Source organism: Pedobacter ghigonis, from assembly GCF_903166585.1.
Taxonomy (GTDB): Bacteria; Bacteroidota; Bacteroidia; order Sphingobacteriales; family Sphingobacteriaceae; genus Pedobacter; species Pedobacter ghigonis.
This window is the reverse complement of the sequence record NZ_CAESCM010000014.1, coordinates 121,897-148,554: the sequence shown is the minus strand read 5'-3', so window position 1 is coordinate 148,554 and position 26,658 is coordinate 121,897. Positions and strand designations below refer to the sequence as shown.

The window sequence follows — 26,658 nt, the reverse complement described above, 5'->3', positions numbered from 1 at the left end:
AAGTACTATATTAATACACAAGGGTAAAACACAAAATGACAGATCAAAGATTTACAGAATTGCTTGGCAAACAACTGGCTGGTGAACTTTCACCTGAAGAATCGACCGAATTTAAAACATTGCTTGCATCAAACGAAAGTTATCAGCAGGAGTATCAGTCTTTAAATACTTATTTTTCGAAAAAAGAAGCGCCGGGCCAAAATATTGATCAAGTTTTTGATCGGATAACAACCAGAATTACCCCTGTTGAAGAAATTGCAGTACAAGCCTTAAAAAACAAAACAAATTACAGCATCTGGTTAAAAGTTGCTGCTGTAATTGTACTAATGGCTTGTGGTTTCTTAGCTTATAAAACCTTTTTAACTGCAAACCAACCTGCTGCTGAGCTGGTTTGGAAGCTGGCCAATACCCCTGCCAAATCGGTTAAAAAACTTACCCTGGCCGATGGTACCACGGTAACCTTAAATGCCGTTTCCGAACTAAAATATCCTGAAAACTTTAGCAGTAACACCCGCGAGGTGTACTTAACAGGTGAAGCCTTTTTTGATGTAAAGAAAGACGCAAAACACCCTTTCATTATCCATACCGATAAAATACAGGTAAAAGTTTTAGGAACTGCCTTTGATGTAAAAGCCTATAAAAACGATACTTTTACCGAAACTACCTTAATTAGAGGTCGTGTAGAAGTGCAGTTAAACGAGAACACCAACCAAAAATTTATTTTGCAGCCTAAGGATAAATTTGTGCTGGATAACCAGAAAAATGAAGGCAGCATGCAACGACTCACTTATTATGCTGAGGAAGATCCGAATAACATCATTGAAATTGCGTGGATAAACAATATGCTTACTTTCAAAAATATTGATTTCGCTTCTATCTTAAACCAGTTGGAAAGAAGATACGATGTCAAAATCATTTGTAAAGACGAAAAGCTAAAAAAGCAAAAATTTACCGGCCAGTTTAAGCGGGAAGGTGTTTCAGACATACTGAATGTCCTCGGCTCGGTTGTACCTTTTAATTACGAAAGAAAGGGTCAAACTATCTACATTTACCCTTAATTTTGTTAAACCGAGGTGATGATTTGTTTTTATGAGGCTGATTTCGAAATTGCTTTTTTTATTATGCCTGTGCTGTTGCCTCAATAGTTACGCGCAAACCCGGGTTAGCCTTAATGTAAAAGCGGTAAGTTTCGAAAGTGTAATCGATTCCATTCAGCACCAAACCAAATACCGTTTTGTTTTCAGCGAATCGAAAATTCCGCAGCGCCTCATTACGCTAAAAGTGCAACATGCTGAGGTAACGCATATTTTAACCCGCTTGTTAAAAAATACCGGCTATACCTATGCCCTGTTACCCGATCAGCTGATTGTAATCAGGCAGCTCGAGAGTCGACCTGCTCTGATCGATACTGCAACGAACCTCGAAGAGGTGGTCATAACCGCCCTAGGTATTAAAAAAGATAACCGTAAAATTGGCTATGCCGTAACCGTAGTGCCCGGCGAAACCTTAACCCAGGCGCGTGAATCTAATTTCATCCTTTCGCTGCAGGGCCGTGTTGCCGGTTTAAGCATTAATGGTACCAATGGCGGTCCTTCTTCTTCTGCCCGTATTTTACTCAGAGGTGTGGCCAGTATGAGTGCAGCCTCGCCCCTGTTTGTAATTAACGGACTCCCAATCGATAACAGCATCCGTGGCAGTGCCAACGAGTACGGCGGGGCCGATTATGGCGACGGTATCAGCAACATCAACCCCGATGATATTGAAACAGTTACCATCCTGAAGGGGTCAGCAGCCTCCGCTTTATATGGAGCCCGGGCGGCCAATGGCGTAATCCTCATCACACTCAAAAGTGGTAAGGAAAATGCTTCCTCATCGTTCGAATATAATTCCAACCTTTCTTTCGATAGCCCCGTAAACAACACCGATTTTCAATATGTATATGGTCAGGGAGCGCAAAACAAGCGTCCGGCCGATTTTTATGGGGCCACTTCAACAGGCATTTCGAGTTGGGGCGAAAAAATGGATGGCAAACTTTCACCTCAGGTAGATGGCTCGTCTAAACCTTATCTTCCTGCTAAAAACAACATCAAAAATTTTTACAGGGTAGCACCGGCCTTTACCAATACCATCTCGCTGGTAGGTGGCACCAAACGGAGTATTTACCGCCTTTCGGCCTCTAACCTCGATCAGAGTTCAATTCTAAAAAATGGTCACCTGAACCGCAAAACGCTTAATGTTTACGGTTCTTTTGATTTATCGAAAAAGCTTACCGTTGGTTTTAACAGCAATTACATTTACGAAAACAACAAGAATAAAAGCTACCTCAGCGACGGGCCTTTAAACGCCAATTACGGTATTGCAGCGCTGGCCACCAGTTTAGACGAATCGCTGCTGGCACCTGGTTACGATGATACCAACGGTAACGAAAGCCGCTGGAATGCCGATGAATATAAAACCAATCCCTATTTTTTGCTTAACCGCCAGGCCGATTATGCCAAACGCAACCGCTCCATTTCGTCGGGTTCGGTAAAGTATCGTTTTAATAACTGGCTGGCCATGCAAGGCAGAATGGGCTATGATGTAAGCAACGATCAACTCCTGAGCATTTTACCAACCGGAACAGCTTTTTCGGTAAACCGGCAGGGCGGTATAAACAAACTCGACACCTTACATACTTCCGAATTTAATACCGATCTTTTACTTACCGCAAACCGGAACATCAATGAAAACATCAATCTGGATGTTTCGCTCGGTGCAAATTACCGTGAAAGGAATGGCTCTACAGATAAGACAGTGGGTTCACAGTTTATTATCCCATACCTGTATATCCCCGAAAATCTGGTAACTAAGAGCAGCACCCATGCCATTTCAAAAATCGTAACCGAATCGGCTTACTTTACCGCCGATCTGGCCTATAAACAACTGTTAAACTTCTCTTTAACGGGCAGGTACGATGTATATTCTACCCTACCGTCAAATAACCGGGGTATATTTGTTCCCGGTATTTCGGGTAGTTTTATCTTTTCAGACCTGCTTTCCATCAAGAGCTTAAGTTTTGGCAAACTCCGCTTAGATTATGCCCGTACCAGTGGCGAACCAACCACCCCTTATACCACGCAAATTTACTATGCCTCAAACGATAACATTAACGGGGTGCCCCTTGGCGATTTCGCTAAAGACCTTCCCAATTACAACCTGAAACCCTTTACGCTCGATGAATACGAAGCCGGCTTAAACCTGAAGTTTTTTGAAAGCAGGCTGACTTTTGATTTAACCTATTACCACCGGGTAACCAATAACGAGATCATCAATGCCAAACAATCGGTAACTACCGGTTTTACCTCTGCCTATGTTAACCTGGGTAAAACGCGCAACAGCGGGATAGAAACTGCGATTACCTATACGCCTATCCTTCAAAAAAATAAGAAGTGGGATATCGATTTCAACTTCACTTACGTTAAAAACACATTGTTATCCATAGATGGCAACAGCAATTATACTTTAACAGGTGCTTACCGTCCGTTAAATGCCAATACCGCTTTGGTGGTTGGCAAGCCCATTACACAAATTATGGCCTACGATTATAAAAGAGATGCTTCGGGAAATATTATTGTAGGTAGTGATGGCATCCCCAAACGTGGCGATTTTGTACCTATGGGTACTACCATTCCACCTTTTTACGGAGGACTTAACAACCGCTTTACTTTTAAACAATTCCAATTCTCTTTCCTGGTTGACTTTAGGTTTGGCAATAAAATTTTATCGGCAACCGAAAACTACTCCTATGTAAACGGCTTGAACAAAGCTACACTGGTTGGTCGCGAAACAGGTATAGTTGTAGATGGCGTTTACGAAAACGGCACCAAAAACACCACTAACGTACCGGCATATAGTTATTACCCTGAACTGGCCAGTAACATTTCGGCCTTATCCGTACTAAACGGTAGTTTTATTAAATTCAGACAGGCTACACTGGGTTATGTTTTTAATCCAAAAGCTTTGCTTAAAACCCCGTTTAAAAGCATTTCTATTGATTTGGTTGGTCGCAACCTGCTTACTTTGCTTAAATACACCAAAAACATCGACCCCGAGTCTGAGTTTTCACCTATACTCGCCTATGCCGGTATAGAGGGAGCATCTTTACCTGCCACACGTACATTCGGTATCAATTTTAACTTTAAATTTAAATAACAGATGAAAAACCACCTGATTTATATGGCATTGATGGTTTGTTTCATCATCTCGGGCTGCTCAAAAGCGCAGCTCGATGAAATTAATACCGATACCACCAAAATTCCGGAAAAAGATTACGACCCTAACGAACTGCTTTCTACTGCGCAATTAAAATATGGCAATATTGGTTATTATCAGCTGGTTTACCAAAGTACCATGATGCAGTTGCTGGCTTCAACCTATTACTACTACAATAACGGCGATAAATACATCAACGTAGCCAACTTTACTGATTACCAGGGGCGTATTTTTGAAGAAGGTTACCTGCAGCTCTCCGTAATCCGCGAAATGCAGCGTTTGGCCAACCTTAAAAACCAGGAAACCAACAGCAACCTGATTAACATCGGCGATATTATGGCCATCCTGATTTTGCAGCGCATAACTGATACTTATGGCGATGTACCTTACTTTGATGCTGCCAAAGCCATGCAGGGCATTAAATATCCGCGGTACGATAAGCAGGAAGATATTTATGATGCCATGCTCACCGATCTGGAGAAAGCCATTCAAAACCTCGATCCGCTAAAACCCAAACCTACTGCCGATCTTTTTTACCAGGGCGATATCCAGAAGTGGAAAAAACTGGGCTATTCTATTATGCTTCGCATGGCCATGCGTTTAACCAAAGTTAATCCCGAAAAGGCCAAAATATGGGCCGAAAAATGCGTGGGCAATACTTTTACCAGTATCAATGACAATGCCATCATCGTTACCGATGCCTCATCTTTTAACAGCCAGAACGGAACTTCGCTGGCCTTAAGAACCTTTTCCGATTACCGTGAAGTACGCTGGAGCAAAACACTGATTGATCAGCTCCGTAAAACCAACGACCCGCGTTTAGGGGTGATTGGCGAAGTGCCACAACCCGGACTGGCCAATAACGCCGACCAGAAATTATCGGGCAATAGCGATCCGGCGGTGCAGCTGGGCCTTCCCAATGGCCTCGATTTGCAGGAAGGGCCAACAGATGTACGCAACGCTATTGGCTACCCGGGCGGTACAGGAATCGGTGCCGATTTTGCGCCGCTGGGGAAATACTCGCGACCGAAAACAGCCCTGTACCTCAAATTAAGTGGTCCGATTTTTATCATGACTTATGCCGAAACAGAATTTTTACTGGCTGAGGCTAAAGTAAGGGGCTGGAATATAACGGGTACAGCAGCCACCCATTATGCCAATGGTGTTACAGCGGCACTACAGTCGCTGGCACAGTTAGATCAGACAGGGAAAATAGCGCAGGCTACTATTGACAGTTATGTTTCGAACAATCCTTTGAATGAAAGTGATGAGCAAAACAGTTTGAACGCCATTAATACCCAGTATTGGCTGGCCACCGGTACTAATTTTAACTTTATCGAATCGTGGTTAAACTGGAAACGGAGTGGTTACCCGGTACTTACACCCGTAAATTATCCGGGGAATACTACCAATGCAACCATTCCGCGACGGATGATTTACTTATCGACAGAGATTTTAAACAATACCAGTAATTATAAAGAAGCGGTTAGCCGTTTAAACGGTGGCGACATTTTAACAGCCCGGGTATGGTGGGATAAATAATTTAACATTTCGGATATTAAACCATGAAGTTGATCTGTAGTCAGACTTACTGGATTAACAGATTACTATGGATCAAATGTTAGATTGGAAGAAGCAGAAACAGGAAAGTACATCGGAGGATAGCGATAAAGACAAGCAGGAAAGCAGTGAGTTTAAATCGATGATTATCTTTATTCTGGTAATTTCTGCTTTATTAATTGCAGTGCTTTTGTTGCGGTAAATAACGGTTGGTTTTATTGTATAACTAACAATATCTGAGGGACTTCCAGTGTCCGTCACCCAATTCAGCCCGTCACCCTGAACTTCCGCCCGGCCGGTCGGACGGGTGTTTCAGGGTCTCTTTGTAACAGCGCAAACAAAAAAGAGATGCCTTGCTGCAGATGACAGTGCTGCCTTAAGTATTATGCCCCCAAACTTCCGCCCTCCGACCCCCGACTTTTTTACCATATAAGAAATATAAGGGAATATAAGTAATTAGGCACCCAAACTTCCAACCTCCAATCCCCGACTATCAACCACCTGAGACACCTAAGCACACCTTAGCAGTGAACTTAAATTCCCCCAAAAACTTCTGACCTCCGACTCCGAACTTTTTAAACTACAAATTGGCTGCATACACGATATTTATCAAATATTCTTCTACAGGCTATCAATGATCATCCCATGATACACTAAGCATCATCGAGATAGAGATGCTGAAATGAATTCAGCAAGACGATAAGGGGATTTGCAGACAATCCCTTTCTCAAATTCGTCACCTAATCCAGTCCGTCACCCTGAACTTCCGCCCGGCCGGTCGGACGGGTGTTTCAGGGTCTCTTTGTAACAGCGCAAACAAAAAAGAGATGCCTTGCTGCAGATGACAGCACTGCCTTAAGTATTACGCACCCAAACTTCGGACCTCCGACTTCGGACTCCAGACTAAAGACTTTTTCCGTAACTTTCGCCCATGCCTGCCCTACCACACTTTCCAATTCTCGATATCAACGAATTTTCGCCTGATCAGCATTTGGGTAGTGATTTGTTATACCATCACATTGAAGGCGAAAGGCATATTGAAAAGCCCCATAAACATGATTTTTTTCTGTTTATGCTTTTTGAGCAAGGCAGCGGAAGCCATAGTATCGATTTTTTGGATTACCCGGTTGAACAGTACCAACTGCACCTGCTCTTCCCCGAGCAGATACACCAATGGAAATTGGGTGCCAATACCATAGCGCATCAGATTATGATTAACCGGCAAACTTTTGAAACGCTGGCTAACTCATTGCGGTTTTCTTTAATGCTGTACCAAAATTACCCGGTTATTAAGCTGAGTAAAGCAACATTTGAGCAAATTTTATATGAAATTAAACAGGTAAAAACCGAACTGGAAGCCGCAAATAGCTTAGCCGAAATGATTACCACCAGGCTCCGGCTCATTGCTTTAATGATTAGTCGCGAGGCAGAAAGTATTTTCAACAAGCAAACCGTTTACCAAAGCAAACCGGTTTTATTTAAATACCTGGCGCTGATTGATAAGCATTATAAAAGTGAAAAACTCGTTTCGTATTATGCCGATCAGCTAAACATTTCTGCCAATTACCTCAATATCCTTTGCCAAAAGCATTTCCATGTTTCGGCAACGGCACTGATTCACGAAAGATTAATTCTCGAAATCAAACGGATATTACTCACCACCGAAAACCCCATTAAAGCCATCGCCTTCGATCTTGGTTTTTATGATATGGCCTATTTCTCTAAATTCTTTAAAAAGCACACGCACATTAGTCCGAGACAGTTTAGGAATCATTTAAACAATTAAGCAGTTTTCAGTTAACACTACCTCGGCTGCAATAGGAGATTCGTCATCTCGATCCGATAGCTATCGGATGAAGCGCAGCGAAATGCCTGCCCGTACAGGCGGGGAGAGATCTTTAAATAGATTTAGCTTCGCTGAACACTTTGTGGTTCTCGACTACGTTGCACCCGATAGCTATCGGGTTCGCTCGAAATGACGACTCCGAAGGGGCTGTCTCTAATATTGATTTTATCCAATAAATTAAGCCTCACCATAAGAGAAAAATACAGAAAAATGGAATTTTACGGAGCTGGTGATATTAGGCGGAGAGCAAAAGCAGTTACAAAGCTTTCCCGCAGATTACACAGAAAAGAAACCCAGATTTTTTATTAATAAACAATAAAACAGATCGATATTAAGCGCTTACGGTTTAGCCTGAAGCAATCTGTCGGGTACAGTTAACCGGTTTCAACAATTAACCAGTTAACCTCCAAAGTAATAAATGATACAATTTTTAAGATAAATATTACGCTTATAAAAATCAGCGGTATGCTATGTTTGTAGTTCAGATTTTAACCGTATATGACACCACAACCTATCACAAGAAAAAACTTTATTAAAAGCTCTTCTATTTTATTGGCAAGTAGCTGTTTGCTTTCTGCCGGAGAGGCCGATGCTGCAGAAAACACACTCAGCAAACCTTTGGGCAAAAGCTACACCCTAAAAAATGTAAGGCTCGAAACCGGTTTCGACTACGATGGTGAAGATGTGATTCATACCAAAACAGAATTGTTTATGGTTGAGATTGAGGATGGCAAAATTAAAAGCCTGGCACCCAATCAACCCAATGCGAAAGCTATAGATGCCAAAGGCTGGCTAATGCTGCCTGCTTTTAAGGATATGCACATCCACCTCGATAAAACTTATTATGGTTTACCGTGGCAGGCACACCTGAAGAAAAACAGGAGTGTAAAAGATATGATTGCCTTTGAGCAACAGATTATCCCAGAATTGCTGAAAACCTCTGTTACGCGTACCGAAAAACTGATCGAACTGCTGCAATCGTACGGAACAGGTTATGCCCGTTCGCATGTTAACATTGAGCCTACATCTAAACTCGATTCCTTAAAGCACCTGCAAACAGCTTTAGCAAATAAAAAAGATTCGTTTCAGGCCGAGCTGGTGGCTTTCCCGCAGCATGGACTTTATTATACCCAATCAGCCGAGCTTATGAAAGAAGCAGCCAAAATGGATATCGATTTTATTGGCGGACTCGATCCAACCAGCATTGATGGCGGCATCGAAAAACACATGGATTTTGTAATCCAACTGGCACTCGATCATGGAAAAGGAATTGATATCCACCTGCACGAATCGGGCGAACCCGGCATTAAAACCATCGAATATCTGATTGCCAAAGTAATGGAAAACCCGGTACTGAAAGGCAAAACCTTTGTAAGCCATGCCTTTGCTTTACGCTATTTAGATAAAGCCAAAACCGAAGAAATTGCCGAAAAACTGGGTGCAGCCAAAATGGGAATTGCCTCTACCATTCCCATGTCGGGCACCCCGATGCCGATTCCCGCTTTGTACAAATATGGAGTAGATGTTGTGGCGGGTAACGATTGTATTGTAGATCATTGGAGCACTTTTGGCACCGGTAGTATTTTACAAAAAGCAAATCTTGCAGCACAGATTTATGGCTACCGTACCGAATTCGATCTTTCGCGTATTTTAAAACTGGCTACAGGCAGTATTGTGCCACTAAGTGATAAAGGAGACAGACAATGGCCAAAAGCAGGCGATAAAGCCAATGTAGTATTGGTAGATGCCAGTTGCTCAGCGGAAGCCGTATCAAGGGTTTCGCCAGTTAAATCGCTTATACAGGGCGGAAATGTGGTGTTTTAAGAATTTGCAGTTGGCAATTTGCAGTTGGCAATTTGCAGTTGACAGTTAGCAATTGGCAGTTTATAGTTGGCAATTTGCAGTTCATAGTTATTAGTAAGCAATGAACTAATGACTAATGAAAAATGAACCAATGAACGATTGATCAATGAACTAATGAACAATTGACCAATGAACCAACAAATCAAAGCAACAATTGCTCGCGTGAGATCTTAATCAGCTCGAGGGCGTTTTTTACGCCGAATTTCTGCATCAGGTTTCTGCGGTGGGTTTCGATGGTTAAGGGGCTAACAAAAAGCAAATCGGCCATGGCAGCTGTGGTTTTACCCTCTTCAATGAGTTTTAAAACCTGTTTTTCGCGTTTTGTAATTTTTGGTCGTGCCCCCAGTTCGTTTACAGATGGCTTAAGCATAATGGCTTTTACTTCTTTGCTAAAAGCCATTTCGCCTTTTAAACAATCTTTTATGCCATTAATGATTTCATCAATCGGTGCATTTTTAAGCATATAACCCGAAGCGCCATGCTGTAACATCTGCATCATTAGCGTTCTTTCGGCGTGGTTGCTCAATGCCAGCACATCACATTGTGGTAAAAGCGACTTTATTTTTAAACACAGGTCTACCCCATTCACATCAGGCAGCGAAATATCCAGAATGGCAATATCCGCTTCATTCTGGGTTAAAAAATCCAATCCCTCAAGGCCCAAAGCAAAAGTACCAATTACCTCAAAACCTTCTTCCCTTGCCAACAGGCTTTCCAATCCGGCCGAAACTAAAGGGTGGTCATCTATGATAATAATTTTGGTCTTGCTTACGGTATCAAACATCAAGTTCTATATTAATGGTAGTGCCCTCGTTAATGGTCGATGCAATATCGAAGCGGCCATTAAAATATTCTACCCGCTTCCTGATATTGGCCAATCCGAGGCCATTTTTGAGATTACTGCTTTCCACATCAAAACCTTTGCCATTATCTTCAACCGTAATGTAAAAACGATGTTGGTTTTCGCTGCATTGCAATAAAATCTCGGTTGCACCGGCATGTTTCAAAATATTAGCCAGTATCTCCTGTACAATCCGGTAAATACTAATCTGCTGCGACAGGCCAATGTCCTTCCCGATATTAATCGGCTGAAAATCAACTTCCATATCCCTGTCCATAACACTCTCACAAAGCTCTTTCAAAGCCGCTTCCAAACCATAATTTAATAAAGTTTGCGGCATCATATTACGGGCTATATTCCTTAACTCATTAACCGACCCATCTAACTGACCGATAATACGTTGTAGTTCAAAATCCTGTGTTTCCATATTTTTATTATACTTTGCCCAGCTTAATAAATTAATTTTTACTCCCGCCAGCATCCCGCCTAAGCCATCGTGCAGGTCTCTTGCCACACGGTTTCGCTCATTCTCTTCAGCATCAAGCATGGCTCTGGTTACTTCTATCTCCTGTTTTTGTGCCTGCTCGGTAGCTTGTTGCTGCAGGTTTATTTCACGTTGTATGGCCAGTTTTTTATAGCTCCGGTAGTAAAAGAATATAAATCCGGCCAGCACCAGCAGCAAGATAATGGCCGCTACAAGCAACCAGTTGGTTAAGCGCTGATTCTTTAGGGTTAACAGGTTCTGTTTCTTCTCGGCACTTAAACCGGCTATTTTTTTCTCGTTCTCGGCCGCATGGTATTTAATTTCGAGCGTATTGATATCGGTTTTCAGCTTACTTTCATTTATACTATCGCTTAGCGTATTACTTCTTTTAAGCCAGTTGTAAGCCTCCTTCATATTACCAGTTGCCTGATAAAAAGCGGCCAGCTTTTGAGCTGTTTTCAGTCGGTTATCGGCCAATGCATGGATTTCTTTTTGTTTCGCTAAATGCAGCAACAAACGCTCTGCCTCTGCATATTTATGCTGGGCAAATAAAATATCGTAACGGTTAAAAGCCAATGCCTGCAACGAATAATTATTTTCTGTTCTTTTGGCCAGTACAGTTCCTTTTTCAATACTTTCGAGGGCAGCATCATATTGTTTAATTTCGATTAAATGCCAGCCCAAAACCTCGTAATATTTGAGCCAGAATATTTCCATATTCGAATGCGAAACCACCTTTTCTGATTTATTGAGTACACCTTTGGCCAGATCGAGGTATTTTTTAGTTTGCCTGATATTATCGAGGTGATAATAACTTTCGGCAGTAGTGAGATAAGCATTTACCAATAGATAAAACTGCCCCGGTGGTGTATGCTGAAAATACTTAATCCCATCTTCCGAATACATTACCGCCTTATCATATTGTTCCAGGTTCATAAAAATGGTCGAAATAGAAATGTATTCGGTACCCAGCATCACATCGTCGCCACCCTTTTGGGCCAGCGGCAGCACCTTGTTAATCAGTATTTCGAGCGTTGCTTTTAAATCATCTTCATGCTGGTGCAATAAGGCATAATTATGCCAAAGCATGGCGCGTTGCTTATAAGCACGTTTGGTAGTGAAAGCTGCCAGTTCCTTATCGGCTTTTAAATAGTTAACTTCACTTTTCGCAGGGTCTTTTGCAGCGTAATAATCGGCCAGCAGGTAATAATAGCGGCCTCTCAGGTAAGCATAAGGCTGTCCGTACTTAATCCCCTTATTTAAATAGCCGATCGTTTTTACCGAATCGCGGTCTACCCAATAGTCCGAAAGCGTAAAATAGAGTTCGGCCCGCACACTATCCGATTTGGTTTTAACGGCCAACTGGTTCAAGCTATCCAGATACTTTTTGTCCTGTGCTGATAATTGAGCAGATAGATGTAGGCTGGATAGCAGAAATACTATCAGCCAGCTTATTTTTCTCATGCGCATAAAAATGCGGCCTTTAAACGGCAAACTAAAATTTCGTTAAAAAATACAGGAATACCAGTAGAAAAAAATACTGTTTTATACCGATTGATGCGTTTTTAGCGATTGCCTTACTTTGTATCGATAAGTGTGAACACTACCATTTGATTAACAATTAAAAACAAAAACCATGAAAATTCAAAGAAAAATAACACAGTTTGCTTTGGCCATCATTGCCGTAACCGTGCTGTTTTCGTGTAAAAAGAAAAGCGACGATCCGGCTGCGAATGGCGGGAAAAAAGCAAAAATTACCATTACCCTATCAGGCGATTTTAAAAAGGCCGAAGGCGATTATTTTGATGTAGACGTTGCGGGTGGCCGCTCCGATGCTTCATCTATTGATTGGCTGGTAAACGGTGTAACTAAAAAAGGTACCGTAATTTCAGTAGGTACTGATGATTTTAACGGCGGAAAAACCATTGTACTGGAATCGGCAAGTAACTTTTTTGCCGGCAGTGTTCAATTTGGCGGTTTCGAATTTGGTGCCACTCCTTTTACTGTTGATTATAAAATTGAAGTAGATGGCAAAGTGATAGACCAGGGTACAGAAAGAATTGTAAAAGACAGAAGTCCTATTTATACCAAATCTTACCAGCTTTAATATTTAGCGCTTTCATAAAACCGGTTCAAAAAAATGAACCGGTTTTTTTTATGCCCTATTCAACCGCTTTTCTATTTAAAATCGAAACTTCTCAGGGTCGTAAACAAAATCGAATGGCAATTGCTCTGCAAGTCGCCTGTTCCCCATATCGCCACTTGCCTGCAATATATTCGGAATGCCATAGCCTGCTGAATCTATAATAATATCTTCTTTACTGTTTAAACAGATCAATGTTTTTAAGAATACAACCGAGTGACCATGACCATTAGCCACATGCGATCTGGTGAGGTTGGCAATCTGATCATAATCCCGCTTATACACAACCATTAGCGTATCACTAAGCCTAAAGATCATCTTGTTTTTCACACTATCAAAAGACAAGTACTGTTTATAGTCTACTTTGGTAGTATCCCATTTTAAAACATCATTTTGCAACAGTACTTTTCTATAATATTCAGCTGTATCGCGATTATCAGATAGTTTTATATCTTCCTCTTTAATGCCATTTGCTATTTTATCAGCCTTGTACCGCTGCACCGTTTTAAAAACATTTTCTTTCGCTATATTCTTAACCGAGGTATAACGGTAAACTTCAAAATTTTCTTCATTTAAAGTTTTCGAAAATAAGCTCCTGTAGAAATGCATCTTCGAACCTAAATAGGCCATTTTTAAAATCAACGGTTTAAATTTATTAAAGCCTGTGTTTAAATTTTCGTAATAGGTACCCACACTATAGCTAAGTGCATCATTAAGAAAATCGTACCTAAATTCGCTCATATCCAGTTGTAGTGTATAACCAAGCGCCTTGTTTTCTATTAAAATTGGCCTGTCTGAGCTTACTTCGAGGTAATTTGCCTCTTCATTATAGGAGAACTTAATATCCTGAGGATTTAATATTTTACAAGCACTAAAATTATGAGAATATTGTCCAAGTAAAATACGCGAAAATAAAGCCCCCCATTTCTTCCAGTCTTTTTTACCTGCCCTTACAGTCACGTCCATTAAAGTACTGATCTTTGCTTTTAAATAAATCGTATAATTGGCATGATTAGCAGAGGTATTAACCATTGTACTTTCGTAGCCTACAGCCGAAATTATCAGTTCGTTATAAAGTCTTTTTGCCTGTATTTCAAATTGCCCCTTATCATTGGTAGCAGTACCAATCTGGGTATTGCCAAAATACACGCTGGCGTGAGATATGGGCTGTTTTGTTGTTGCGTCTAAAACCCAGCCTTGTACAATACTTTGGGCATAGGCTCCCCCTACCATACAGGTAAAGCATAAAAATAAGATCATTTGTTTAAGAAGCGTTTTATACATGATTGCCGAATCTCTGATAATTTTCGCCAATGCAGCATTCAGGTCGCTGCCTTTTAAAAATTTGGTCATGAGAGGTAATTTAAATGAGCATAATTTAATTTACTACAACAATAACATTTTTATGCTATATAATAAGAAACTGTTTAAAATTCTGCGCAATATCAAATGGGTGGTGGAGACACCGCCCAAAGCACGTGCTAGATGTGGCTGTCCCCACTAACCTGATAGACCTATAAATTTTTTATTCTTTTTTGAACAGCTTCCTGATAGCCATTTTTATTGTATCTGTTAACCTAACACACTTTGACTGCATAGAAATTCAAGGCCACTCCCCATAAGAATAACCGTTACAAAAAAATAAATCTCCTTAAACAACTAAATTAATAGTAATAAGTATAAAATCTTTGCGTTACAGCATTAATTAAACAATTATAAACCTTTTAAAAATTAAAAAAAATGAAAACACCAGACAGTGGGTTTCCCAAAAATGTAGCAAACTTCGAAAACATCATTTCGAGGGTTCAGGCCCTGGGCGACAGTTACAACCCCTCGCGCGAGGCCATAAAGCTGGCCAACCTAACCGATAAGCTAAACCAGGCACGGTTGGCATTAAGCAATATGCACGAACAATTGGCTCAGCAAAAAAATGCCATTCATGCCCGCAGTGCAGCTTTTGAGCCTTTAAAGAAACTAAACACCAGGTTATTAAGCGCAGCAAAAGCCATTAATATAATGCCGCAGCAAATTGAAAACCTGATCAGTTTAAACCGAAAAGTGCAGGGAGTAAAACTAAGTAAACCTAAAACTACTGAGGTAACCGAAGAGCCAGGCACAGATACAAAGGATAAGACAAGCGACGAAAAAGCACCTGTTACCATTTCAAGTGTACAACTCGGTTACGACAGTCAACTTAGTAATTTCGACAAAGTAGTTAAGCAACTGGCCGTTATACCCGATTACAAGCCCAACGAAAATGAGCTAAAGACAGAGCAATTACAAGCCTTATACAGCGATATGCTAACCAAAAACCATTTGGTATTAGAAGCCAATACGGCCATAAGCAACAGTCGTTTTGCCCGCAACGAAATTATGTTTGCGCCCAATACCGGTATATCAGATCTGGCAGCAGGGGTTAAAAACTATGTAAAATCGTTGTTGGGGACAGCTCACCCGCAATATAAAGCAATTAATAAAATTCCAATTAGAACCAATATGGATTAAATCATGAAAAAAATCATCCCATTTTCCCTAAATCACTAACAGCTGCCGTAACCAACGAGCAGCTGTTTTTTTTGTCCCGATCAATCCTTACACCATCTAATCAGCATCGCATTCCACACCGTTCCTATAGCATAATCTTAAGAGGTATTTGCCCTGCTTAACCAATGCTTATTTACCTAAAGTTATAAAACAAACCAATCATTGTGGCTAACGATATTACTCCCGTTACCATACAATATACTTCCGTTACCCATCAAATTACCTCCGTTATCGTTCAACAAAGCTCCGTTACCCATCAAAACCTCCCGTTATTGGTCAACTAAGCTCCGTTGCTGATCAAATTACCTCCGTTATCGTTCAACTAAGCTCCGTTGCTGATCAAAATGCTTCCGTTAGGCATAAACTTAGCTCCGTTAGGCTTCAACTAGCTACCGTTATCGATTAACAGTCCACCAGCACTAACCCAATTTCGATAATCATTTAATTTTAGTCTTTGAGCATTTCAAAACTTAATCCCCTGTTAACACTAGTAGCTTTAAGTTTGCATATCAATCTGGAAAAACAATGGCTCCCTCTCTCTACTCCTCATGCTTTAAAAAACTATGTTTCATACTATTATGCAGTTATTTATTGTTATCGTGCAAAAAGAATAACTCAAAACCCGATTACCCTGCAGGCAGTAACGAAAACATCAACACCTGGATGCTTGACAGCCTGAAAAGGTATTACTACTGGAATGAGCAGCTGCCGGTTAATCCTGGAATAGAGCAATCGCCGCTTAATTTTTTCAGTTCAGTGCGCAACGCTGCCGATCGTTTCTCTTACATTACCTTACCCAACGATGCCGCCACAGCGCCTGCGGGCAACAGGAATTTTGGTTTCGACTATACAATCATCAGCGATCAGAACAGTGATAAAGTTGTTGGCTTGATTAAAGTAGTATTGAAAGATTCTCCTGCTTCACGTGCGGGTTTAAAACGTGGCGATTACATCAGTAAAATCAATGCAAAAACCATAACAGCAGCTAATGCCCAGGCCCTGCAGCAGGAAATTTTAAGCAGCGACCGGTTTATGCTTACCCTTGCCGAACAAAGCAACGGCATTTGGGCAGGCACCCGAACGCTGGAACTGGCCAAAGGGATAATCCTCGATCAACGCGAAATCAGTAAAGTAATAGAAAGCGATGGAAAAAAAATTGGTTACCTGTATTTTATCGATTTCACTCCGGGTTTGGCCAGTTCGCTTAGCACCGTCTTTGGCAATTTCAAAAGTCAGGGCATATCCGATCTTATTTTAGACTTGCGTTACAACGCTGGCGGTCAGGTTGCCGAAGCAGCTGCCATATGTGCTATGATTGCACAAAATGTTTCGTTCGATAAGCCTTTTATCATTTACAAGGGCAATAAAAATGGGGGCACAAAAACCGAATCGATTGGCAGTGCCGCCACTTTCGACCGCACCGCAAACTTCAATACCCTATTGCAATACAACCTTGGGTTAAGCAGGGTTTATATCCTTACCACAACCGCTACCGCTTCGGCATCGGAGGTGATGATCAATAACCTGAAACCTTTTATACAGGTAGTACAAATCGGCGAAAAAACAAGAGGTAAAGATGAAGCCTCCTTTAAAATTTTCGATGCCCGCACACCTAAACTGGTGAACTGGGAAATGCACCCCATTGTTTACAAACTCTTTAATGCCAATGGTAACGGTGGCTACAGCGTAGGAATTAACCCCGATGTAACCATTAACGAACTCAACACGCTCCCTCTTCTTGCTTTTGGTGATACAGCCGACCCGATGGTTAAAGCAGCCGTTGCCCGTGCTACCGGCAAAAGTATTACCGCTTTAGTTTCGCCTAAAATCAGTGTAAAAAGCAGGTTTGAAGCCGGTGTAGTACTGATAGATTCGAGAGCAAATGCAGCCCGCAACAGCATGGTAATCACCCACCGTCAGGTTCGATAACAAAGGTTTTATTCGCTTAACATTAACTTCAAACGCGACGGCTAACTTGGCCATATAACCGCTACTCATGGAAAAGTTAGATGATTTTAAGAAAAAAAAGCTTCTAAATGCAGTAAGGACCGGAGATTCGGCTGCCTTTAACGAAATATATCACCTTTACCGCCAGAAAATACACGGTTATGCCTATCATTTTACCCGTAACCACGAAGAAGCAGAAGAACTTACGCAGGATGCTTTTGTAAAACTATGGGAAAACAGGACTAAGATAGATGCTGAAAGAAATTTCGAAGCCTTTTTATATACCCTGATCAAGAATAATTTCCTGGGCGCATTGCGCAAAAAAGCGCGCGAAAAAAGTTACCAGAACGAAAGCATCAAACAAGAACAATCGTTTAATACCATAGAAGAACAGCTCGATGTGAAAGAATCGAAACGTATTGCGCAGGAAGCCATCGACTGCCTTTCGCCACAGGTAAAAAAAATCTACCTCCTGAGCCGGAACGAGCACCATACCCACGAAGAAATTTCACAATTGATGGGTATCTCTAAAAATACCGTAAGCAACCACCTCAAAAAATCGCTGGGTATTATGAGGAGATACTTTAAAACCTACTCCCCTGAAACTATTTTATCGTTCTTGCTGATTATTTTTTGTTAGCCACCTTCCATCATCCATCTCCCATCTTCCCTCTTCCATAAAAAAAATCTTCTCCCCCTATAGCCGTATCACTCCGCTCAAACATATATACTATAGCTCAGCACATTGAGCATTTAGTTTACAGCATAAAAAGTGGAACAGAACGACAACATAAAGCTTTTATTTAAACGCTACCTTGAAGGAAAAACCAATCAGCAAGAGGAAGATATCCTCATGCGCTATCTGGCCGATCCGGCAAATGAAGACAGCGAATTTCATGCCCTGATGGAAGCAACATGGAACCAGCAAAAAGGCAGCACAGATTATTCGCCCGAAGCCACAGAGGGCCTAAGCCAAATCTGGAATAAAATAGAGAAACCAGTTGCCAAAACCAGGAACTTATACCCAGGTTTAAAATATGCCGCGGCCATCCTCATTATCGTTTCGGCAGCCTTTGGCTGGTACAGGTATAAACAACTACAAAATCCGGCTGCCCAAACCATTGCCCTGTTAAGCAAAACCACGCTAAAAGGAGAAAAGGTAAAACTGGTACTTCCTGATAGTTCAGTTGTTTACCTGGGTGCAGGCAGTAAGCTTACGTGGCCGGCACGCTTTGTAAAAGGTACACTGCGCAATATCAGACTGGAAGGAGAAGCGTTTTTCGAAGTAAAGCGCGATACCACCAGTCCCTTCATTGTACACAGCGGACAAATGCAAACCCAGGTACTCGGCACATCGTTTAATATTTACGCCTACCCTAAAGACGGCACCTTTAGCGTAGCCGTACGCACCGGAAAAGTTAAGGTTTCGGCGCTAAACCAGGGGAAATTAAAAGAACTCTCGCGCCTTACCCCGGGCATGATAATCAGCTATAACCTGAAAGCACAGCGCCACAGCATCAGTACCGCGCCAGTTGAAACCGTAAACGCATGGATTAAAAACACATTTGCCTACAAAAATGTAACACTGCCCGTAATGCTTAAAAGTTTAGAAAGATATTACAACGTACACTTCGATTTAAAAGGCACCAAACTTACCCAATGCACCTTCAATGCTACCTTTTCGAACAAAAGCATTAATAATATTATGCAGCAGATCAGCATCATGAGCGGCAAACAGATACACTATAAAATAAACACGAACAACAAAACAATTACCGTATGGGGGGAGGGCTGCCAATGATAGGTTAGCTACAATTATAGCGCAAAGCCTGCGCAACACTACCGGAAATACCTATGAAAAACAATTAAACTGCTAAACATGAACAAAGAGCCAGACTGCGCTAACAGTCGGGCTCTTAAAACAAAAGTTTTTAACACGTGAACATTAAAAAACATCTTGAACCCATGAAAATAGGGTTTTATGAATATATAAAAGAATATATTATCAATTTTGATTGCCGGCCTGCCCTTGCCGCCCTGTTGTTATGCCTCTTTCTTTTTAAACAAGGCACTGCCCATGGTTTTATGCAAACGCCTGTCAAAGCAGGTTTAAGCCTGAGCATTACCAACCTCAATATTCCTGCTTCCCTTACCTTATTGGAAAAGAAAGCAGGCTATGCAATTAACTATAACCGCTCCATCTTCAACGAAAAGGAAAAGATTAACCTCGAAGTAAAAAACATGCCGGTAGATCAGGTACTGAAAAAAATACTCGCAGGTACGAAGGTAGCTTTCAGATTTGCCGATGCCAATACCATATTGCTTTATAAAATGGCCGATCCGGTAAAACCCGGAAGGATATCCGGAAAAGTTTTCGATGAAAAGGGCGAAACCTTGCCCGGTGCCTCAATTAAAATAACCGAAACCGGAAAAGCTATACAAACCGCCAGCGATGGTAGTTATACCTTGGTAGCCGAGCCCGGAAAATACACATTAGAAATCAGTTACATTTCTTTTTATACCCAGCGCATTAGCGATGTAGAGGTAAAAGCCGATAAAAGTACTCTGCTAAACATTGCCCTGAAACCCGATGCCAAAGGCTTGCAGGAGGTGATCGTAACCGCCAGCTACAAAAAAGCTTCGGTTGAGGGTTTACTGGCCCGTCAGAAAAATGCATCCGAGATTAGTAATGGGATAAGTGCCGATCAAATTGCCAGAACACCCGATAAAAATATAGGTGAAAGTTTGAAACGCATCAGTGGCGTAAGTTCGATAGATAATAAATTTGTAATTGTTCGCGGAATTGGCGAACGCTATAATTCAGCACAGTTAGATGGCGTTACCCTGCCCAGTACTGAAGCCCAAACGCGTAACTTTTCTTTCGACCTCATTCCTTCTAATCTGGTTGATAATGTGGTAGTAAGTAAATCAGTAACGCCTGATATGAATACCAGTTTTGGAGGCGGACTAATCCAGATCAATACGAAAGATATCCCAACCGAAAACTTCATGAGCTTTACAGCAGGTACATCGTATAACGATCAGAGTACCGGCAAGGATTTTTTGAGTCATAAACGGGGAAAGTATGATTATTTTGGTTTTGACGATGGCCGAAGAGATTATCCGGAAGGTTTAGAACATACCGTTAAAACCATTGCCCCTAATACTTCATTAACCGATGCAGCATATCAAAAAAAGGTAGTTGATCAGAGCAAAAGATTTACGAATGACAATGTAAGCGTTTATAAATATAAAGCAGCACCAGCTCAAAATTACCAGTTTACCATTGGCCGTTTAATCGGCTTAGATACCGCTAACCACAATAAATTCGGTTTTACAGGGGCTTTGAGCTATCGCAATACGCAAAACATTAACCTGATCGAAAATCAGAACAGAAGCGACTGGAACATAGCCTATCCCAATAATAACGGCGCATCCTATGGTTTTAATACCACACTGGGCGGAATCCTGAATTTAGGTTTACAGCTTGGTAAAAACAGGTTCAGCTTTCGCAATACCTATACCCATTTATATGATAATGCCATGGTGAGGGTTACCGGTTTCAATAAAGATGAAAGTGATTTTAGTCTTCCGCCAAACCGGATTCAGGAGACAGAAGACCCCACCTACACCGATCTTTTTCAGCATAAACTGAGTGGGCAACATCAATTGGGCCAGGTAAAGATAGATTGGGATATTGCCCGTACAAGTATTCGCCGTGAAGAAAAAGATTTGGTAGTTGCCTCAAGCAGCCCTAAACTAATCGGAAACGAGTATCTATATTTTTATGGCTACAACCTTTCTACTCAAATAGAAATTATGCCCATGTCTCGTCACCATTACCAGAATGAAGAAGGGCATTACTCCTGGAATCTTTCGGCCACTGTTCCCTTTAAGTTTAAGGAAATTCGCAATAGTTTAAAAACAGGGTATTTTGGTAACCGCAAAAAAGGTGAATTTAATTGGCAAATTGCTTCTTTTTCGGGTAGTAACACCCTAGCCGACAGCCTAAAATACATCCCTGTAAGCCAAATGATAAATCCCGACAACATGGGATTTGATAGGTACTTTTATTCCGTTACCCCACTTTTCTTAGATAATTATGAAGGAAAGAGCTACACGCAAGCAGGATATATCATGCTCGATAATCGTTTACTTTCTAATTTGCGTCTCGTATGGGGAGTGCGTGCAGAATATTATTCGTACAAGGAAATTAAAAATGGCTTCAGCAATGCAATCGGACAAACTGGTTTCTCCCTAAAACCCGATCGTAAATGGCAGTGGCTTCCTTCTGCCAATATAACCTATAGTCCGGTAAATGCAATAAACATCAGAGCAGCAATATCTAGCAGTGTTATACGTCCTGAATTATTAGACAATAGTGGCTTTTTTAGATATAGCCCCTATTTAGACGGACAGTTTGGTAACCAGGGTTTATACAGTACCCGAATTGATAGCTATGATTTTAAAACGGAATGGTTTCCGGGCCTTGGAGAAATTATTTCTATTGGCGGGTATTACAAATATTTTGATAAACCTGCAGAAATTACCGTTAACTCTGCAACTGGTAATTATACCTACTATACCAAAAGCTCCGATTGGGCAAAGGTTTATGGTTTGGAATTCGAATTCCGCAAAAATCTCGATTTTATTGCCGATCTCACATTTTTATCCAGATTAACAGCATATGGCAATGTAACCCTACAAAGTTCGGTAGTAACAAGCACCTACTCCATTTCAGATCCCAATAATCCTACAGGCCCAAATATCCAGGCACCAGTTAAACAAAAACGGGCGATGTACGGGCAATCGCCTTATCAGTTTAATGCCGGCATTCAGTATACCGACAAACATTTCAGTTTCAATATTGCATACAATAAATCTGGTTATAAAACTTACCTCGTAGGCGATAAACCAATTGATGTTGAATATGAACAGGCACGCGATCAGATAGACGCTCAACTTGGCTATAAATTTTTAAAGAACAGATTCGAAATTAAGCTCAATGCAGGCAACTTATTAAATACTGCTTCCATGTTTTACCGCAATACGGCGAGTTATGAAGCTAACCCCGATTACGTTTTCGATGGAATCGACACAAGTAATATGATGCGCTTAAAATCAGGTTTTAGCAACAAATACGACGATGGAGACCAAATCACATTTAAACAAAAGTTTGGCCGCACCTACAGTACTTCCATTACCTATAATTTTTAAACTACCATGAAAAACAAAATCAATAAGGTTACACCATTTAGCAAGAAAGGAGGAACATCGTTTCCTGTATAGCCATAAAAAAACGAAAGGTTGTATCAGAACCCTTCGTTTAAACCGATCATTTCTCTTAGAACGGCAGATCAGGACAAAGCCCGAATATTTTAAAAACCTTCTGTTAAAAACCCAGGGAGTTTAACAGCAATGCTTAGTTAAATCGATAAGAAACACTAAGATAAAAAAATTCAACCCATTCGGACACAAAATATATTTTATTTCAAAAAAACAGAAAGAGATAGAATTAAAAAGGTTCGAATGATCCAAAAAATCAACCTATATGAACATGGATATGAAATAATATCCTATGGAAAACAAAAACATGAAAAACTTAAAAAATTTAATCGGCCTATTATCAATTGTTGCTGTTTCATTTACAGCTTGTAAAAAAAACGAAGGTGGTTCTGATGCATTCGGTAACCGCAGCACTTCGGCAGCAGATTACGCACAATCATCTTTACCAGTAGTAACCGTAAGCGGAGACATTACCAGCTCTGTAACCTGGACCGCAGGAAACGTTTACGAACTAAGTGGTGTGGTAACCGTTAGAAATGGTGCAACCTTAACCATCCAGGCCGGTACTTACATCAAAGCTTCGGTAAATACACCAGGTGTACAAAATGGTGTTTTGGTAGTTGCAAAAGACGGTAACATCAGCGCAATTGGTACAGCCGAAAACCCAATCGTATTTACCAGCCGTAACCTTTTAGATGGTAACGCAGGTACAACCGGTACGCCTGGCGATTTTGGTGGTGTAATTGTTTTAGGTAACGCAAAAATTAACGTTAACAGCAAGCTGATTGAAGGTTTAGCCAATGAGGATAAATTCTACTATGGAGGCACAAATGACGAAGATAACCGCGGTACTTTACAATACGTACGTATTGAATATGCAGGTTTCCAGTTAGCAGCAAACGTAGAGGTTAACGGTTTAACTTTAGGTGGTGTTGGTAGTGGTACTACAATCGATCACGTACAGGTTTCTTATGGTTTAGATGATGGATTCGAATTTTTCGGTGGTACCGTTAGCCCAAGCAATTTAATTGCTTTAGCTTCTGATGATGATCAGTTTGATTTCGATAACGGTTTTACCGGTATATTAAGTGACTGTGTAGCCATTGCCGATAAAAATGCTACACACAGCACAAGCGGTGGTAACAGTGATTCGAACGGTATCGAATCTGATAACAATGCTCCTGCTGAAGATGCTACATTTAGCTTAACCCCTAAAACACACCCAACTTTACAAAACGTAAGCATTTTCGGAACTGAAAACACCAGTGGTATCTCTGGTTTAGGTTACCGTAGCGGTATCCGCGAGCGTAGAGGTTCGGAAGTTAGTTTAATCGGTGTAATTGTATCTGGTTACAATACTGGTATTGCTTTCGATGGTGATGCTAATGCAAGTCTTTCAGATATCTCTAGCACATCTGTTCACGGTTTCACCAATTCAATCACAGCTGCTGTTGGTACTTATGTTGATGGCGGTAGCAACACTTTAGTTGTTAACGCAACCAACGCCAGTGCTTTTGGTGTTACACAACCATGGTACAATACACCAGGTTCTCCGGCTACAGTTACTTTACCGAGCTGGGCTGCTGGTTGGTCAAAACTTGTATTCTAATATTTTTCTCTCTTAATCAGAAGAGGCTGTACCCATGGGGTACGGTCTCTTTATGATAAAAACGGCACAATGCTGTTCTAAAATGATAAGTAACCTTTATATGAAACTTAAAATATTTACCCTTTTCCTGCTTTCGGCCATCGCCGCATTAAGTTTATCCTGTCGCAAGGCAGAACTACTCCAACCCGAACCAGTTAAAATCATTCAGTTAAACGTTACCGGTGCAAGTAATGTTGAGCTGGAATATCTGTATAAAGACAGTGTAATAGCCAGCCCGCCTGCAGGAGGCATTAATGTAAAAACCCTGCTTACCGTAAAAGATCAGCAGGCTACTTTGAAAGTCAGAAAAAAAGGTTCAACTGAAATATTACTCACCAAAACCATCACTGCAGTGCCATTTGATCAGAACATCAGTATTTTTTACGATGGCACTAAAATATACAACACTTCCGTTTCGTTGGGCATTAAGGGCTACGCGCTCTCTGGCGAGCTCGAATTTCTGGTAGATGGAAATGTATTCTTATCCGGTACCGGTAAAGTAGATAACCTCTCACCTATCCTGATTGATAAAGGTACTACCAGAGAAATCACCGTGCGCAAAAAAGGCGAAACAACTATTCTGTTAACCAAAACAATCGAATCGGCTACTCCACGCCAGAACATCAATTTCTTCTTTGATGGAATAAAAATAGCAGATAATGTAAAGCTCGATCCACCATTAAATCCGGCCAATATGGTAATTAAGGCTAAATTTGAAACCGTATTTCTTCCACAGTTTAAAAATGTGGATGTAGATCTGGTATTTTACACCAGGCTTAAACCGCTGTCGACTGCAGCATACGCTACTGCCGGCATAAAAGTATTGCCCGAACTTAGGTTTACGCTACTAAAAGATGGTTCCTTTAACCAGATAGAGCTACCACCCCTACCAGATGCCAGTTACATATATAGTTTCGATATAGTTGAAAAAGGCACCAATACCGTTCCCTATACAACAACCAGTGCTCCTTTTGTATTGGCTACCTTCCCGTTTAAACTCAATGAAGGTCGCTATGGCGAAATTATTTTTGAAGCCGGTAAGTCGAAGTTGTTTGTAATTAATGATACTAAAAATGCTTTAGCAAACACAAGAAGTACTTATTTCTCAGGTAAAATAACCGACCTTTCGAAGTACTTTCAATAAGATATCAGACTTTTTAAAAATATAATTACAGATTTAAAGCAAAAGGCAGGAAATACACCTGCCTTTGCTTTTTTATTAGCGTAGTCTTGAATTTCGAATGCTCTATGAAGTAACGTGCTTCGGTTATTGAAAGGCGTTGTTTGCCAACACTAATAATTCACATAACTTTCTTCAAAAGTACCGTCGGCAAAAAGATCAATAAGGCCATAACCCGGTGCAGTTTCTCTTCGGTTTCCTTTCCACCAGGCACCCGATACCGCACCATTGCACAGATAGGTTACCCCGTTGTAAATTACCTTGTCGCGCATGTGCAGGTGACCGCTCAGACAAAGCTTTACGTTAGGATGCTGATAAAAAAGATTGATAATTTTGGCGGTATCGGTATGCATATCACCTCCCAGCATGGTCCATTTGTTTACAATATCATCTTCAATCATTAACAAGGCAGTGAGAATTGGAATGTGCGACATAACCAAAACAGGAGTTTCTTTAGGGGTGGCCTTCAACTCTTCAGCAAGCCAGTTAAACTGCTCCTCACCCAGTTTGCCGATGTACCAGGTATTATCAATATCCAGGTGGGTGCTATCTAAAACAATAAACTTCCAGCCTGCTTTTATAAAACTGTAGTAGGGTTTTGCCAGTTCAAGCTTATCCATCGAATATTTCTTACCGTAAAAAGCATCAGCTTTACTGTCTTCATTCCACCAGATATTGTGGTTACCGAGGCAATACTGTGTTTGAATATTGGATTCGTTTTTAACGGTGTCCATAAATAGCTTCCATTGGTCGTTTATGGTACCAATTTGTTCCTTGTTCATATCAAACACCATATCGCCGCCATTTAAAACCAGGTTCACCTTTGGCGATTGCTGTTGCAGGTGATGCAGGCATTGGGTAAACTTCTTTGGCGCATCCAAATCGTTCTTCAAATGAATATCGGTTATATGTGCAACACGCAATACACTGGTTTCTGATCTACTACAGTAATGGCGTTACTTAACGATGGCAGTAGTAAAAGGCCGCCTATATTTCTTAATGCTTTTCTTCTTTGCATGTGTATTGATTATTAAATCGCGCAAATTTAAGTTCCGAATGTGTATT

General features: G+C 41.0%; 18 protein-coding genes. 14 read left to right on the top strand and 4 right to left on the bottom strand.

The annotated features are described in order from the left end of the window. The first annotated feature begins 35 nt into the window (after positions 1–35). The 6 genes from HWV58_RS18975 to HWV58_RS18950 all read left to right on the top strand — a co-directional run bounded on the left by HWV58_RS18975 (position 36) and on the right by HWV58_RS18950 (position 9,481). On the top strand, positions 36–1,058 hold the full coding sequence (locus HWV58_RS18975; RefSeq protein ID WP_175635596.1) for a FecR domain-containing protein: 1,023 nt from the start codon (positions 36–38) through the stop codon (positions 1,056–1,058). A 49-nt stretch (positions 1,059–1,107) separates the two neighbouring features. Continuing rightward, positions 1,108–4,191, top strand: a complete 3,084-nt coding sequence (locus HWV58_RS18970) for a SusC/RagA family TonB-linked outer membrane protein (protein ID WP_175635595.1) — start codon at positions 1,108–1,110, stop codon at positions 4,189–4,191. Positions 4,192–4,194: 3 nt separating this feature from the next. After that, positions 4,195–5,793, top strand: coding sequence for a SusD/RagB family nutrient-binding outer membrane lipoprotein (locus HWV58_RS18965; RefSeq protein ID WP_175635594.1), 1,599 nt, complete (start codon positions 4,195–4,197; stop codon positions 5,791–5,793). Positions 5,794–5,860: 67 nt separating this feature from the next. Beyond that, a complete protein-coding gene (locus HWV58_RS18960) occupies positions 5,861–6,013 on the top strand; it encodes a hypothetical protein (protein ID WP_175635593.1) in 153 nt (50 codons plus the stop codon). A 729-nt stretch (positions 6,014–6,742) separates the two neighbouring features. Continuing rightward, positions 6,743–7,597: an AraC family transcriptional regulator gene (locus tag HWV58_RS18955; RefSeq protein WP_175635592.1), complete on the top strand. Its 855-nt coding sequence runs from the start codon at positions 6,743–6,745 to the stop codon at positions 7,595–7,597. A 558-nt stretch (positions 7,598–8,155) separates the two neighbouring features. Then, a complete protein-coding gene (locus tag HWV58_RS18950; protein ID WP_175635591.1) occupies positions 8,156–9,481 on the top strand; it encodes an amidohydrolase in 1,326 nt (441 codons plus the stop codon). A gap of 181 nt (positions 9,482–9,662) precedes the next feature. On the opposite strand, the gene HWV58_RS18945 is transcribed toward HWV58_RS18950, so the two are convergent. Next, positions 9,663–10,304, bottom strand: a complete 642-nt coding sequence (locus tag HWV58_RS18945; protein WP_175635590.1) for a response regulator — start codon at positions 10,302–10,304, stop codon at positions 9,663–9,665. After that, complete coding sequence (locus HWV58_RS18940; RefSeq protein ID WP_175635589.1) at positions 10,297–12,309, bottom strand: ATP-binding protein; 2,013 nt, start codon at positions 12,307–12,309, stop codon at positions 10,297–10,299. Before HWV58_RS18940 ends, HWV58_RS18945 begins: the two co-directional genes overlap by 8 nt. 172 nt (positions 12,310–12,481) lie before the next feature. Here HWV58_RS18940 and HWV58_RS18935 point away from each other — a divergent pair, with 172 nt between their 5' ends. Then, a complete protein-coding gene (locus tag HWV58_RS18935) occupies positions 12,482–12,952 on the top strand; it encodes a hypothetical protein (RefSeq protein WP_175635588.1) in 471 nt (156 codons plus the stop codon). 75 nt (positions 12,953–13,027) lie between these two features. Here the strand turns inward: HWV58_RS18935 and HWV58_RS18930 are convergent, their stop codons facing one another. Then, positions 13,028–14,341: a carboxypeptidase-like regulatory domain-containing protein gene (locus HWV58_RS18930; protein WP_175635587.1), complete on the bottom strand. Its 1,314-nt coding sequence runs from the start codon at positions 14,339–14,341 to the stop codon at positions 13,028–13,030. A gap of 387 nt (positions 14,342–14,728) precedes the next feature. Here HWV58_RS18930 and HWV58_RS18925 point away from each other — a divergent pair, with 387 nt between their 5' ends. The 7 genes from HWV58_RS18925 to HWV58_RS18895 all read left to right on the top strand — a co-directional run bounded on the left by HWV58_RS18925 (position 14,729) and on the right by HWV58_RS18895 (position 25,557). Further along, the gene (locus tag HWV58_RS18925; protein WP_175635586.1) at positions 14,729–15,493 is read left to right on the top strand and encodes a hypothetical protein; all 765 of its coding nucleotides are present in this window, start codon (positions 14,729–14,731) and stop codon (positions 15,491–15,493) included. 564 nt (positions 15,494–16,057) lie between these two features. Next, entirely contained in the window at positions 16,058–17,461 is a 1,404-nt protein-coding gene (locus HWV58_RS18920; protein WP_175635585.1) for a S41 family peptidase, read from the top strand. A gap of 67 nt (positions 17,462–17,528) precedes the next feature. Beyond that, positions 17,529–18,119: an RNA polymerase sigma factor gene (locus HWV58_RS18915; RefSeq protein WP_175635584.1), complete on the top strand. Its 591-nt coding sequence runs from the start codon at positions 17,529–17,531 to the stop codon at positions 18,117–18,119. A gap of 132 nt (positions 18,120–18,251) precedes the next feature. Beyond that, complete coding sequence (locus HWV58_RS18910) at positions 18,252–19,280, top strand: FecR family protein (RefSeq protein ID WP_175635583.1); 1,029 nt, start codon at positions 18,252–18,254, stop codon at positions 19,278–19,280. Positions 19,281–19,444: 164 nt separating this feature from the next. Continuing rightward, a complete protein-coding gene (locus tag HWV58_RS18905) occupies positions 19,445–22,696 on the top strand; it encodes a TonB-dependent receptor (RefSeq protein WP_175635582.1) in 3,252 nt (1,083 codons plus the stop codon). 376 nt (positions 22,697–23,072) lie between these two features. Next, on the top strand, positions 23,073–24,374 hold the full coding sequence (locus tag HWV58_RS18900; protein ID WP_175635581.1) for a hypothetical protein: 1,302 nt from the start codon (positions 23,073–23,075) through the stop codon (positions 24,372–24,374). A 100-nt stretch (positions 24,375–24,474) separates the two neighbouring features. Beyond that, a complete protein-coding gene (locus HWV58_RS18895) occupies positions 24,475–25,557 on the top strand; it encodes a hypothetical protein (protein ID WP_175635580.1) in 1,083 nt (360 codons plus the stop codon). 149 nt (positions 25,558–25,706) lie between these two features. Here the strand turns inward: HWV58_RS18895 and HWV58_RS18890 are convergent, their stop codons facing one another. Next, positions 25,707–26,486: a metallophosphoesterase family protein gene (locus HWV58_RS18890; RefSeq protein ID WP_217707029.1), complete on the bottom strand. Its 780-nt coding sequence runs from the start codon at positions 26,484–26,486 to the stop codon at positions 25,707–25,709. Positions 26,487–26,658: the final 172 nt, after the last annotated feature.

Bases quoted from the DNA above. Each gene is read 5' to 3' on its own strand.
- HWV58_RS18920 (WP_175635585.1), top strand. From the start codon at position 16,058: ATGGCTCCCTCTCTCTACTCCTCATGCTTTAAAAAACTATGTTTCATA.
- HWV58_RS18925 (WP_175635586.1), top strand. From the start codon at position 14,729: ATGAAAACACCAGACAGTGGGTTTCCCAAAAATGTAGCAAACTTCGAA.
- HWV58_RS18915 (WP_175635584.1), top strand. From the start codon at position 17,529: ATGGAAAAGTTAGATGATTTTAAGAAAAAAAAGCTTCTAAATGCAGTA.
- HWV58_RS18955 (WP_175635592.1), top strand. From the start codon at position 6,743: ATGCCTGCCCTACCACACTTTCCAATTCTCGATATCAACGAATTTTCG.
- HWV58_RS18900 (WP_175635581.1), top strand. From the start codon at position 23,073: ATGAAAAACTTAAAAAATTTAATCGGCCTATTATCAATTGTTGCTGTT.
- HWV58_RS18945 (WP_175635590.1), bottom strand. From the start codon at position 10,304: ATGTTTGATACCGTAAGCAAGACCAAAATTATTATCATAGATGACCAC.
- HWV58_RS18895 (WP_175635580.1), top strand. From the start codon at position 24,475: ATGAAACTTAAAATATTTACCCTTTTCCTGCTTTCGGCCATCGCCGCA.
- HWV58_RS18975 (WP_175635596.1), top strand. From the start codon at position 36: ATGACAGATCAAAGATTTACAGAATTGCTTGGCAAACAACTGGCTGGT.
- HWV58_RS18930 (WP_175635587.1), bottom strand. From the start codon at position 14,341: ATGACCAAATTTTTAAAAGGCAGCGACCTGAATGCTGCATTGGCGAAA.
- HWV58_RS18905 (WP_175635582.1), top strand. From the start codon at position 19,445: ATGAAAATAGGGTTTTATGAATATATAAAAGAATATATTATCAATTTT.
- HWV58_RS18950 (WP_175635591.1), top strand. From the start codon at position 8,156: ATGACACCACAACCTATCACAAGAAAAAACTTTATTAAAAGCTCTTCT.
- HWV58_RS18940 (WP_175635589.1), bottom strand. From the start codon at position 12,309: ATGAGAAAAATAAGCTGGCTGATAGTATTTCTGCTATCCAGCCTACAT.
- HWV58_RS18965 (WP_175635594.1), top strand. From the start codon at position 4,195: ATGAAAAACCACCTGATTTATATGGCATTGATGGTTTGTTTCATCATC.
- HWV58_RS18960 (WP_175635593.1), top strand. From the start codon at position 5,861: ATGGATCAAATGTTAGATTGGAAGAAGCAGAAACAGGAAAGTACATCG.
- HWV58_RS18935 (WP_175635588.1), top strand. From the start codon at position 12,482: ATGAAAATTCAAAGAAAAATAACACAGTTTGCTTTGGCCATCATTGCC.